Below are 12,516 nucleotides of genomic sequence, written 5' to 3'. Positions count from 1 at the left end.
ATTCTAGCCCTGTACCGCCATAAATAAAAAAGCCCAATCCGCGTGGATTGGGCTCAAGCGTGGCTGGGGCAGTGCCGCACCCCAGCGACCCTTAGCAGAGACGGTCGATCACCGCGACGCCAGGCTTGTTCTGCAGCGCAGCCCACTCGCTTTGCAGGGTCTGCAGAACCCGACCGACATACTGGGTGTCGGCGGCGGCCTTTTTGCCAACGTAGCCCTGGCCGCGACGGTACATCTTCAGGCGGGCACGCATGTTCGGCTTGCGTTCTTCGAACTCGGCTTCGTCGCTCATGGTTTCCAGGCTGTCCAGGTGAACTTCACCGGTTTTGCAGACCCAGAGGATGTGGCTGTCGAGAGTGTCCTTGCGCGCGGCGAACAGCCGGGCCAGTTCTTCAACAGTCGGTTGATTGTTCAGATTCATCATAAAGCCCCCTTGATCATTCGTTGTTTGTTCGCACTTGGCGCATAACATGTAGCGTTAAATGAAAGCTGCTACAGCAGCGTCACAACTGGGGGCTTCTACACGCTGCCTTTTGGGCAGTACCCATCCGCACACAGCTCATGGATCTGTCGAGCTGCCTGGAACACCCTTGCCAGTACCCCCGATCGGGGAGACGACCTCATCATGCAAGGGGCGACGAACGGCGTCAACAGGTTTTGTAGTGTTTTTTTCAAGGCACTACATCTTGTCGGACAATGCCTCGAATTCGGGGCATTGATGCGTATCAGTCTGCGCAAAAGCGATCTGCGCGATCATGGCCGCACATGTTCTAAAGGGAGTTACCGATGAATTCGCCGGCCAATGTGCCTGTCTCACAAACCGCCAGAGCCCGCGTGCCGATTGGCCTGCTGGTCGGTATCGCAGCGCTGGTCGGGGTGCTGTTGCTGCCGATGCCCGCCGACCTGCCAGTGGCCGGCCACCGGGTGCTGGCGATTCTGGCTTTTGCCGTGGTGGTGTGGATCAGCGAAGCGGTGTCGTACGAAGCCAGCGCGATCATGATTACCTCGCTGATGGCCTTTTTGCTCGGCACGGCGCCGACGGTGGCCGACCCTTCGGTGATCTACGGCTCCTCGGCCGCCATCACCCTGGCCCTGACCGGTTTTTCCAACAGTGCCCTGGCCCTGGTAGTCGGTGCCTTGTTCATCGCCGCGGCCATGACCCACACCGGGCTGGACCGGCGTATCGCCCTGGTGACCTTGTCGAGCATCGGCGTCAGCACCCGGCGCATCCTTCTGGGGGCGGTGGCCGTCACCGTGCTGCTCAGCCTGGTGGTGCCCAGCGCCACTGCGCGCAGTGCCTGCGTGGTGCCGATCATGATGGGGGTGATCGCTGCCTTTGGTGTCGACAAACGCTCGAACATCGCTGCCGGGATCATGATCATCGTCGCTCAGGGCACCAGCATCTGGAACATCGGCATCCAGACTGCCGCGGCGCAGAACCTGCTGACCGTCGGCTTCATGGACAAGATGCTCGGTGCGCGGGTGTCGTGGATCGACTGGCTGATCGCTGGCGCGCCGTGGGCAGTGATCATGTCGGTGGTGCTGATCGTCCTGGTGCTGAAAATGCTGCCGCCCGAGAGCGATGCGATTCCGGGTGGCAAGGCGGCAGTAAGCAAGACCCTGGCCGAGCTCGGGCCGATGACCGGCGCGCAGAAACGTCTGTTGGGCGTGTCGCTGTTGCTGCTGCTGGCCTGGGCCACCGAGGGCAAGCTGCATCACTTTGACACCACTTCGACCACCTATGCCGGGCTGGTGATCCTGCTGCTGCCACGGGTAGGGGTGATGACCTGGAAAGATGTGCAGGCGCGCATTCCCTGGGGCACGGTGATTGTCTTCGGGGTAGGCATCAGCCTGGGTACTACCTTGCTTACCACCCAGGCCGGGCAATGGCTGGGCGCGCAAGTGGTGGCCCATACCGGGCTGGATCAATTGGGTACCCTGGGGGTGTTCTCGATCCTTGCGGCCTTTTTGATTCTGATTCACCTGGGCTTTGCCAGCGCCACCGCCCTGACCTCGGCGCTGCTGCCGATTTTGATTGCGGTGTTGCAGACCTTGCCGGGAGACTTCAGCCGCCTGGGCATGACCATGGCCCTGGGCTTTGTGGTCAGCTACGGCTTTATCTTGCCGATCAACGCGCCGCAGAACATGGTCTGCCTGGGCACCGAGACTTTCACCGCCAAACAGTTCGCCCGGGTGGGGATTATCGTCACCCTGATCGGTTATGGGCTGATGCTGGTATTTGCCGCGACCTGGTGGCAGTGGCTAGGCTGGATGTAGCAGCAAGGTTCATCGCGGGGCAAGCCCGCTCCTACACAGGTCCTGTAGGAGCGGGCAAGACCCGCGATCGCACCATCAGAAGTTCGCCGGGGTGTTGGCGCTGATGATCTCGGCCTCATCCTGGCCGATATTCTTGAAGCTGTGGGGCAGGGTGGTGGGGAAGTAGTAGCCGTCACCGGAGTTGAGGATGCTGACCTGGCCATCGACCCGCAATTCGATGGTGCCACGGGTCACCAGGCCGCACTCTTCACCCTCGGCGTGCACGATCGGCTCGCCGGAGTCGGCGCCCGGCGCGTACAGCTCGCGCAACATGCGCATTTGCCGGCCTTCGACACTGGCCCCGACCAGCAGCATGCGCAGGCCGCTGTTGCCCAGGTCGGGCTGTTCGGTCGAGCGGAACACAAAGCGTTCTTCGCGGATCGGCTCGTCAAAACTGAAGAACTCCGCCAACGACATCGGAATGCCTTCAAGCAGCTTTTTCAGGGAACTGACCGAAGGGCTGACGCGATTCTGCTCGATCTGCGAGATCGTCGAGTTGGTCAGGCCACTGCGCCGAGCGAGCTCCCGTTGGGAGAGTTTGTTGCGTTCACGCACCAGTTTGAGTCGTGTCCCCGTGTCCATAGCCGCCTTATGTGTCAAAAATTTTGGGCGAGGCATTAAAACACATTCGAACCGGCTTTAGCGGCCCACCTGTTAGGCGGGCTTTTTCGGCTGCGGCCACAGCCCGACCAACAACAGCAGCGCCGCGACAATCAGGTACGGCAGGCGCGGATCGGCGGCGTAGATCAGGGTCCCGGCCAGCGGCCCGATGACCACTCCCAGGCCCTGCACGGCGCCGATGGAACCGGCCGTGGCGCCTTGCTCGGAGGCGTCCATGGCGTTGGCCGCCAGCGCCGAAAACGCCGGGAACACCCAGCCCATGCCGCAGGCCGAGAAAAAGAAGCACGCCCACAGGCCCACGGCGCTGGTGGCCAGGGCGCTGGCGGCAAAGCCTGCGGCGGCGATGCTGGCGCCGACGCGGATCATCCGCAGCGGTGGCCATTCGAGCTTGCGCACCAGGATCTGCGCCAGAATCAACGCAACGCCGACCATGGTCAGGGCGACGCCAGCGGTTTGCGCAGCATCGGCCGGGGCCATGCCCAGGCGGTCGAGGGCGAAGAAACCGACGGTGATCTGCGCCACCGACACGCTGAGCATCGCCACGAAGGCCACCAGCAGTGGCCGGCGCAGGCGCGGGTCGGCCAGGCGCACCGGGCGTGGCGGCTGTTTGAGGTGCAGTTCCTGGCGCTTGAGCTTGAGCAGCAGCACAAACGCCAGCATCGGCAGCACCGCCATTACATAGAACGGCAGGCTCAGGCTGAAGCGCGCCAGCACCGCCGCCAGGGCCGGGCCGATGACCAGGCCGAAAGCGTTGGCCGCCCCCAGCGAAGCCATGGCCCGGGCGCGGTGCCGGGGTTCGATATTGTCGGCGATCAGCGCCGCGCCACCGACCGGCAACGCCGCGTAAAAGGCGCCGATCAGGCCGCGGCCCAGCACCAGCCCGGCAAAGGCCAGGGCGGCGCTGGGCAGCAGGTGCAAGGCGGTATCGATGAACAGGCACAACGCCCAGTAGGCGACGGTGAAACCCGCGGTGCCGAGCAGCAACACCTTGCGCCGCCCCAGGCGATCACTGGCACGGCCCCAGGGGCGGGCCAGGAGCATCCAGATCACCCCGGCAACCGTTACCGCCGCGCCGGCTTGCCAGGTGGCCAGGCCGAGAGTGCGGGCAATCGGGCCGATCAACGAGACGAACGCCATCATCGCCATGGTGCAGGCCATGTTCGCCGCCAGCAGCGGGCGCAGGTCAAAGGGGGAGCGCTCGCTATGGTCGAGCACGGCAGGGTCCGTTGCGGTGGTCATGGGCTATCCAGGGCAGGTGAACATACTGGGTATTGTGCCGTAGGAAAGCCCTTGGCAAAACAGTAAAGCTGCAAATAATAATTATTTGCAGCTCGTTATGTGCTCTCGCACTTTTGCTTCGACAACCATGGACCTGGCATTTTTGCCAGTTTACTGATGAGTTTCACCAGACCTACCCTGACGCTGTCAGCCACCTGGCCCGGCACTCAGAGGATTACGTGATGAAAGACTCAGAGTACGCAGCAATTGCTTCGGCAACCGAACTTGAGATGCAACCTCCTGCTCCGCAGAGTACTTCCTATTTACAGGCTTCACTGCATATCTGGGATGAGACATATGAAATTCGGGCCCAGACCTTCGAGTTTCTCTATGGTTTCAAGGGGGTCTTTTTGATCGCCGGGGGGGGATTGCAAACGGTCATGATCAGCATCCCGTTTGTCTGTATTCCAAACGCGGGACATTACCAGTTCAATTTGCATCGAGGCTCGGACGTTAGTATCTGGATGGGCGGCGCCCAAGTGCCCATCGAGCAGGGCATGTTGACGGTCGATGTAAAACTGACGGACCAGGCATTGATTGGTTTTTATGCTGGACGTTTTTCCAGCGTGTTGATCGATGGGAAATCAACGTTTGAATGTCCTGATTTTCTCTTCACCAGCCGAGAACGCGAGGCCGCGCCGGCCAACGCATCGCTTGCGGGCAGCCGCTCGGGTAATGAGTTCAAGGGCACGTGGCGGGTGGGTTACAACGAAACAGCATTGGTTGCCGATGCGTTCTCAGTGACCATGGGCTTGGAAGGCGTGTTCTTGGTGTTTCAGGCCCGGGTGCCTGTTTCGATATTCATTCCCCACCGTCGCATTCCGGTCTCGGGATCGTACTCTTTTGATCTGGCGAAAGTAGACGACATTCGGATAATTCAAAGTGGCGTTTTACGTCTGCCCTACGGCACGCTAAATGTCACTGTCGACAAAGGCGACGATTCGCAGTATCTACGGGTGGAGGGCAGTTTTCGTGCGCGCTATGCCGACCTGATTTCCTCAATTGTCTGCGACCGTTTCGCTATCAGTTCGCGTGAGCGGTAGTCGGCGACGGGCGCTTGATTCATCGCCGCCGACTGTTTAACTGCCTTTTTAGAAATCGCCCTTCAGGGTCACCATGAAGTTGCGCGGCTCACCATAAAAGTTGCCCCAGGCCAGGGCGCCGACGCTGGAATAGTAGTGCTTGTCGAACAGGTTGTTGCCGTTGACGGCAATGCTCCAGTTGTCGTCCAGTTTGTAACCCACGCGCGCGTTCCAGATCGCATAGCCGGGCTGTTCGGTTTTCGCCGCGCGGTCCTGGTAGTGGTTGTCGCTTTGCGCATTGACCCCGCCGCCCAGGCTCCAGCGTTGCAGCGGGCCGTCCAGTTGGTAGTCGGCCCAGACCCGCAGCAGATGGCGCGGTACATAGCTGGCGGTGAAGGTGGCGTCCTGGCTGGTGCTGTTGGTCTTGAGGTACTCAAGCTCGGTGTAGGTGTAGCCGGCCAGCACCTGCAGGCGTTCGGCCAGCTCGCCGCTGAGCTCGGCTTCGAAGCCCTGGGCGCGGACCTTGCCCTTGTCGCTGTAGCAGTAACCGTCGGAGGAGCCGGCGCACACCGAGTCGTAATCGGCTTCGGCGCGGTGCGCCTCGATGGTGCGGAACAGGTTGAACGCCGCGTTCAGGCCGCCATCGAGCCATTCGCCCTTGATCCCCAGCTCGTAGTTGGCGCCGGTCTTGGGCTGCAGCGGGCTGCCCTGGGCATCGGTGTAAGTGCCTTGGGGCTGGAAGATGTCGGCGTAGCTGCCGTACACCGACCAGGTCTCGTCCAGATCGTAGATCAGTGCGGCGAACGGTGTGACCTGGCCGTTTTCCTGGCTGCGGTCGTGCTGCCAGTAGTCCCAGGCCTGGGTGTAGGAGTCGCGCTGGCTGCGGTACCAGCTGACCCGGCTGCCAAGCACCAGGGTCAGGGGTTCGGCCAGTTTCAGGCGCAAGGTTGCATAGGTGCCGATCTGCCGGGTGTCGCTTTCCACCGGCAGCGGGCCGCCACGGTAGGAGGCCGTCTGGTACAGGCTGTCTGGCGGCTTGGGAATGTCGCGGTCGGGGGCGAAGGGGTTCATGGTCACGCCCATCAGCTGGGTCATGTTGATCAGCGCGTAGCTGTCGCTGCCCTTGGCCCGGCTGGCGTTGGCGCCGACGATCAGCTCGTGCTCCAGGCCCCAGGCGGTGAATTTGCCGTCCAGGTAGGCATCCATGCCGTAGTCGTGCTGGTCGTAGTCGAACACGCCGGAGTACAGCTGGCTGTTGGCCGAAGTGCTGCCGACCGGCACGCTGCCCAGGGTCATGGCGTACTGCATGTCCTGGGTGTTGTGGCTGTGCATGGCGGCGACTTTCAGCAGCCACTGGTCGTTGAAGTGGTGGGTAAGGTCGGCGAACAGGTTGACCCGCTGGCTTTCCCAGCTGTTCCAGGTCGCGCCCAGGCAGGTGGAACGCGACAGTTTCAGGTCCGAACCATCGCTGTAGCGTGGCAGGCCCTGCCAGCAGGGGGTGGCATTGAGCTTCTCGTAGGCGGCGCCGATGCCCAGGGTGGTGGCGTCGTTGAAGTCGTAGTCGAGGGCGCCGTAGACCACCTGGTCGTCGCGCTTGCCCATGTCGTAGAAGTACTGGCGGTCCTGGCCGGCGACCACCAGGCGGCCGCGCAGGCTGCCGGATTCGTTCAGCGGGCCGCCGGTGTCGAGCTGGGCGCGGTAGTTGTCCCAGGAGCCGGCTGAAAGGCTGACACTGGTGGCGGCCTTTTCCTGCCCGCGTTTGCGAATGAAGTTGACCCCGCCGGCGGAACTGCCCGAGCCCTTGAGCATGCCGGCGGCGCCGCGCAGCACTTCGACGCGGTCGTAGTAGGCCATGTCGCTGGCGAAGCTGTTGGCCTGCACGTAGTTGCCACCCAGGTCCAGCGGCACACCGTCGTACTGGTACTGGCCGGCGAGCATGAAACCGCGCGAGTAGAAGTATTTACCGCCCATGGGCGAATCGTGCACGGTGATCCCCGGGGTTTTCTCCATCACCTGTTCGAGGGTGGTGAGGTTCTGCTCATCCATCATCTTGCGGGTGATGACCGTCACCGATTGCGGCGTTTCGCGCAGCGAATGCTCGCCCTTGGCGAAACTAACCTGGCGCGCGGTGAAGCTATCGGTGGTTTCCATCGGCGCCTGCAAGGTGCTGGCGCCAATGGTGGTTGCACCCAGCTCCAGCGCACCGTTGCTGGCCGGCAGCGGGCGCAGCGAGTAGCTGCCATCGGCCTGGCGGTAAGCCTGCAGGCCGCTGCCGGTGAGGATCCGGCTCAAGCCTTCGAGCACCCCGAAGCGGCCCTGCAGGCCCGGGCTGTGCAGGCTGGCAGTCAACTGCGCGTCATACGACAGGTTGACCCCGGCGGCTGCGGCAAAGCTGCCCAGCACCCGGCTCAGGGAACCTGCTTCGATGGCAAAGACCTGGCCGCTGCTGGCGCTGTCGCTCTCTGCCGCCTGGGCAACAGTGATGGGCAGCAGGGGCAGGGCCAGGGCGGCAGCCAGCAGATGGCGGCCAATCAACTGGGGAAGGGGGGCACGGGGGAAGCGGGGTTGCATGGAAATCCTCTTCGTTCGCAAATGAGATTATTTCCTACAGAGGCGGACGAACGAAAAAAAACAGGCACCCCCCTGGCTGAAAAAATTCAACTCAGGTCGACACTGACCCAGAAGCGGTTGTAACGACGCACCTTGAGCTTGAACGAGGTGGCCAGGGCCGACAGCGCCGCATCGCTGTCGGTGAGCGAGAACGTCCCGGAAACCCGTAGCCCTTCAAGCTCGCTGGAGTAGGACAACAGCCCAGGGCGGTAGCGACCGAGTTCGTCGAGCAACTCGCCCAGGCGCCAGTCCTCGACGATCAGGTGCCCACCGGTCCAGGCCGCTTCGCTGCTGGCGACGGCCTGCGCGGCCTGCACCGCATGGCTGTCGAACTGGCAACGCTGGCCGGCCTCGAGGCGTCGTGCCGGGGCCTGGCGCGGGTTGATGCGCACCGCATGCTCGAACACTTCGACCCGGCTGGCGGCCTCGCGCTGATCAACGCTGAAGCGCGTGCCCAGGGCTTCGACCAGGCCCTCGGCGGTTTCCACCCGCAACGGGCGCTGGCGGCCGTCTTTGCCGCTAGTAAGAAAAATCCGCCCGTGGCGCAGGCGAATCAGGCGTTGCTGATCATCGAAGCGGATGTCCACGGCGCTGGCGGTATCGAGCACCAGCTGGCTGCCGTCGGCGAGGTTCAGGTGACGGATTTCGCCGGTGGCGCTGTGCTCATCTGCCAGCCACTGCTGCGCCGGCTGGCTGCGGTAGCTGGCCCAGCCACCGAGGCCAAGGCCGCTGGCCAGCAGCAGGCCTTTGAGCACACTGCGCCGGGGCAGGCCCTGGGCTTCACTGCGTTGCAAGGTGTCGAAGGCCAGCGCCCCCGGCACACTGGCCAGGCGCCCCTGCAACTGCTCGACCCGTGCCCAGGCCCAGCGATGCTCGGCGGCGCTGGCCAGCCACACCTGCCAGGCCTGCTGCAGTTCGGCCGGGGCATCGCCGGCGGCCAGTTGCACATGCCAGCGGGCGGCGGCTTTGAGGGCCTGGCGTTGGCGTTCGCGGTCAGTCATGGCTGGGCATCGAAGGCGAGGAGCAGGCAGCGCTCGGTGGTCTTGATCAGGTATTTTTTCACCGTGGTCAGCGACACGCCCAAGGCAGCGGCGATTTCCACGTAGGTCATGCCCAGCCAGTTGGCCATCAGAAACGCCTTGCGCGCCTTGGCGCCACAGCCGGCCAGCAGTTGGTCGATTTCCCGCAGGGTTTCCAGAATCAACACCTGCTCTTCGGTGGAGATCTGCTCGGCTTCCGGCTGCGCGGCCAGGGCTTCGAGGTAGGCGCGTTCCAGTTGCTGACGGCGGAAATGATCGATCATCACCCGCCGCGCCACAGTTACCAGGTAATTGCGCGGCTCACGCAGCAAGCGCACCAGTTCCAGCGCCTCGGAGGAAGCGAGGATGCGCACGAAGGTGTCCTGCATCAGGTCGGCGGCGCGCTGCGGGCAGCTCAGGCGCCGGCGCAACCAGTGTTGCAGCCACACGTGATGGTGCTGGTAGAGCTGGCCGAGCTCGGCATTGGGCGGTGACGGCGGTGCGCTCATCCTGGCTGCATCCCGAAAAAATGATGCAGATGATAAGCATTCCCAAAAAACTTATAAAGGGTTGTTTTCACACTGCCGCCACCCGTGTTTACCAGAGGGCCAGGGTATAGCCGACGATCAGGCGGTTCTCGTCGATATCGGTGGTCAAGCCGCCGCTGGAGCGGAAGGTGGCATTGCGCAGGCGCACACTGACATTCTTCAGCGGCCCGCTTTGCACCACGTAGGCAATGTCGGTATCGCGCTCCCATTCCTTGCCGCCGCTGACACTGGCGGTCTCGATATGGCTGCCGTTGACGTAGCGGGTCATGAAGCTCAGGCCCGGCAGGCCGAGGGCGGCGAAGTTGTAGTCGTAGCGCGCTTGCCAGGCATCGGTCTCGGCCTTGGTGAAGACGTTGACGGTGACCAGGTTGACCGAATAAGGGTCCAGGCCCGGGTAGGCAAAATCGCCGTCGCCAGAAAGATTCTGGTAACCGAGGCCGAACTTGTGCGCGCCCACGCCCAAGGTCAGCATGCCGTTGAAGAAGCGGTTGTCGATCTTGCCACCATCGACCCGTGAGGTTGCGCGCAGGTTGTGGCTGCCCTGTTCGCGGGTGTCGAAGTAGCGCAGGTCGCTGCGCAGGTTGATGCCTTCGGCCAGGGGCAGGTCGTGGACCAGTCCGGCGTAGTGCTGGCGGTAGATGTCCTGCATTTGTGCGTAGTAGTAACTGACGGCCAGGCGCGGGTTGATCGCGTAGGTGCCGCCGGCCAGGTCCAGGTGGTTGCTTTCGACCCCGGCATAGCTCATCTCGTCGTTGCTCGAGGAGTCGCGCAGGTTCTGCTTTTCCAGGCGACCGAGGTTCAAGGTCAGGCCGTCGATGTCTTGCGAGGTCAGCAGGCCGCCGCTGTAGGTCGAGGGCAGCAGGCGTACGTCGTTGATCGCCGCCACCGGCAGCATCGGTTGCAGGGTGCCGAGCTTGAGGGTGGTCTTGCTGACGCGCAGCTTGGCGGTCAGGCCCAGCTCGCTGTAGTCGTCGACCGGCTCCTGGCTGGCGCCAAAGGGCAGCAGCCCGGTGCCACGGCGGTCGCGGCTGGAGTCGAGCTTGACCCCCAGCTCACCCAGGGCATCGAGGCCGAAGCCTACGGTGCCTTCGGTAAAACCCGACTCCATTTTCAGGATAAAACCCTGGGCCCACTCCCGCGCCTGGCTCTGCGGCGCACCGCTCTGGCGAAAGTCGCGGCTGAAATAGAAGTTGCGCGTCTCAAGGCTGGCCTTGCTGTCCTTGATGAACTCGGCCTGGGCCAGGTAGGGGGTGAATGCGGCGCACAGGCCGGCACTCACCGTCAGCGAACGGGGCAGAAGCATTAGGGCTACCTTTCTTGTTGTTGTGTGTGGCGGGTGCCAGGTGTCTCTGCCTATATTGTTAACATATTATCTTTATTTTTGAATAGACCTCTTTAGGGTGGAAATGGCCAGGAATGAAAAATAATTAAGATATTAATCCTTGGGTAACGGCCCCGGCCACATGCTGCGCAGCACGCCATCACGGCGGATCAGCCCGTGCACCAGCGCTGCGCCCAGGTGCACCAGCACGGTGGCAAACAGCACATAGGCCAGCCAAGCGTGGGCCTGGCGCAGCAGGGCATACAGCTGCAGGTCGTGGGGCAGCAGCGCCGGCAGTTGCAACGGCAGCGGGTAGCCACCGGCAGACTGCATGCCCCAGCCCAGCAGCGGCATCGCCAGCATCAACCCGTACAACAACAGGTGCGAAGCCTTGGCCGCCCAGCGCTGCGGTGCTGGCACGTCGGCGGGCAGCGGCGGGTGCGGCAGGCTCAGGCGCAGGCCGATGCGCACAATCACCAGCAGCAACAGCGCAAGGCCAATGGCCTTGTGCAGGCTGATCAACCAGGTATGGCGCGGCGACAGGTCGCTGACCATGCTCACGCCCACAAGCAGCATGGCCAGGATCAGCACGGCCATCAGCCAGTGCACGGCGCGGGCCAGGGGGTGGAAGGCAACAGGTTTCATGGGCGGGCTCCCAGCTGCGCGGCTTCACGGGCGCGACGGTTGAAGGATTCCGAGTAGGCCGCCGAGCGGGCTGCGAGGATCGGGTCTGCGGACGGCCGGATGCCGCTCGGCAGAATCAGCGGGTCGAAGTTCAGGTCGCGACAGGCGCCTTGCTCCGCGGCATCGACCTGGTCGATCACCAGGGTGCCGGCGTTCACCGTGGGCCGTTGCGCGGGCCAGGGCTGGCTGGGGTCATCGACGGCATCGCCGGCTTCGGCCAGGGTCAGTTGCAAGGTCCAGCGCAGCGGGCCCTGGCCCAGGCGCTGGCGCAGGTCGTGTTGCAGGTAGTCGCGATCATCGACCTGGGCCGGCAACGCGGCGAACGGCGTTTGCGGCAGCAGGCTCCAACGCACGAAGCGGGCACTACCAGCGGCGTCGATCAGGGCAAAGGCATTGATGCTGTTGTAGCTTGAGTTGGCGAAACTGTCCGAAGCTTTGTAGTCCTTGGCCCATTGGCGAAAGGCGGCGCTTTCCGGGTGGGCGGCGAAAAACGCCTGCAGGCGCGCTGGGTCCGGTTTGCCGGTGGCCGGGTCCGGGGTCATGGCCAGTACCTGCTGGTAGAAGGCTTCGGGCGTGCCTACCGCCAACACCGGCGGGGTATTCATGCCGGTTCGCCACAGTTGGCCATCGTCGCTGCTCAATTGCAACGCCAGGCTACGGGTCGGCACGCTGGCATCGGCGCTGTGGGGGTTGGCGCCGCCGATGGCGAAGCGGCCGATCACCGGCACCCGGGCCTGGCTGAATGCCCGCGCGGTGGACAGCTTGGCCGCCGCGCCGCTGCTCTGGAAGTAGCCGCTGACGCACAGGCCCTTGGCGTGATTCTTACGGTAGCCGGGATAGTGCCCGGCCTGGTCTTCGAAGGTGTCGATAAAGCGCTTGGGGCTCAGGCGTTCGGCGCCGATCCAGCCTGCGGTGTAGGCAAAGCCAGCGGCCAGGGCCGCCAGCCCGAGGCCAATGGCAGCCAGGCGCAGGGCGCGGGGGCGGCCGTGTAACGGAGTGCTCATGGCGGTGATCCGGGTCAGTGAATGAGCCGGTACGACGCCGGTCGCAGAAATTTATTCCAACGCCCGGGAATAATTCTTCACCGCCAGCGTCTG

General features: G+C 63.5%; 11 protein-coding genes. 2 read left to right on the top strand and 9 right to left on the bottom strand.

Annotated features, from left to right (window positions below; translation table 11 throughout):
* Positions 1 to 91 precede the first annotated feature (91 nt).
* Complete coding sequence (locus ACZ9A3_RS13515) at positions 92 to 424, bottom strand: hypothetical protein (protein WP_283817199.1); 333 nt, start codon at positions 422 to 424, stop codon at positions 92 to 94.
* Between the two features lie 362 nt (positions 425 to 786).
* Between ACZ9A3_RS13515 and ACZ9A3_RS13510 the strand changes: the two genes are divergently transcribed.
* The gene (locus ACZ9A3_RS13510; protein WP_195884522.1) at positions 787 to 2,277 is read left to right on the top strand and encodes a DASS family sodium-coupled anion symporter; all 1,491 of its coding nucleotides are present in this window, start codon (positions 787 to 789) and stop codon (positions 2,275 to 2,277) included.
* Positions 2,278 to 2,352: 75 nt separating this feature from the next.
* On the opposite strand, the gene ACZ9A3_RS13505 is transcribed toward ACZ9A3_RS13510, so the two are convergent.
* Positions 2,353 to 2,898: a cupin domain-containing protein gene (locus tag ACZ9A3_RS13505; protein ID WP_010226800.1), complete on the bottom strand. Its 546-nt coding sequence runs from the start codon at positions 2,896 to 2,898 to the stop codon at positions 2,353 to 2,355.
* A 72-nt stretch (positions 2,899 to 2,970) separates the two neighbouring features.
* Entirely contained in the window at positions 2,971 to 4,176 is a 1,206-nt protein-coding gene (locus ACZ9A3_RS13500; RefSeq protein ID WP_476252770.1) for an MFS transporter, read from the bottom strand.
* 221 nt (positions 4,177 to 4,397) lie between these two features.
* Here ACZ9A3_RS13500 and ACZ9A3_RS13495 point away from each other — a divergent pair, with 221 nt between their 5' ends.
* A complete protein-coding gene (locus tag ACZ9A3_RS13495; RefSeq protein WP_093381341.1) occupies positions 4,398 to 5,258 on the top strand; it encodes a hypothetical protein in 861 nt (286 codons plus the stop codon).
* Between the two features lie 48 nt (positions 5,259 to 5,306).
* On the opposite strand, the gene ACZ9A3_RS13490 is transcribed toward ACZ9A3_RS13495, so the two are convergent.
* The 6 genes from ACZ9A3_RS13490 to ACZ9A3_RS13465 form a co-directional block, all read right to left on the bottom strand.
* Entirely contained in the window at positions 5,307 to 7,808 is a 2,502-nt protein-coding gene (locus tag ACZ9A3_RS13490) for a TonB-dependent siderophore receptor (protein ID WP_258594013.1), read from the bottom strand.
* Between the two features lie 86 nt (positions 7,809 to 7,894).
* The gene (locus ACZ9A3_RS13485) at positions 7,895 to 8,848 is read right to left on the bottom strand and encodes a FecR domain-containing protein (RefSeq protein ID WP_093381347.1); all 954 of its coding nucleotides are present in this window, start codon (positions 8,846 to 8,848) and stop codon (positions 7,895 to 7,897) included.
* Positions 8,845 to 9,375, bottom strand: coding sequence for a sigma-70 family RNA polymerase sigma factor (locus ACZ9A3_RS13480; protein WP_045194244.1), 531 nt, complete (start codon positions 9,373 to 9,375; stop codon positions 8,845 to 8,847). Before ACZ9A3_RS13480 ends, ACZ9A3_RS13485 begins: the two co-directional genes overlap by 4 nt.
* Positions 9,376 to 9,463: 88 nt before the next feature.
* Entirely contained in the window at positions 9,464 to 10,717 is a 1,254-nt protein-coding gene (locus ACZ9A3_RS13475) for an OprD family porin (RefSeq protein ID WP_093381349.1), read from the bottom strand.
* A 132-nt stretch (positions 10,718 to 10,849) separates the two neighbouring features.
* On the bottom strand, positions 10,850 to 11,380 hold the full coding sequence (locus ACZ9A3_RS13470; protein ID WP_476252769.1) for a cytochrome b: 531 nt from the start codon (positions 11,378 to 11,380) through the stop codon (positions 10,850 to 10,852).
* Positions 11,377 to 12,423 carry a catalase family peroxidase gene (locus ACZ9A3_RS13465; protein ID WP_258594009.1) on the bottom strand — a complete coding sequence of 349 codons (1,047 nt, stop codon included), beginning with the start codon at positions 12,421 to 12,423 and terminating at the stop codon, positions 11,377 to 11,379. Before ACZ9A3_RS13465 ends, ACZ9A3_RS13470 begins: the two co-directional genes overlap by 4 nt.
* Between the last annotated feature and the right edge of the window lie 93 nt (positions 12,424 to 12,516).

The sequence above is a fragment of the Pseudomonas sp. TE4620 genome, assembly GCF_056279045.1.
The sequence above is the reverse complement of the archived record's forward strand: the minus strand, read 5'-3'. Positions and strand labels throughout refer to the sequence as shown.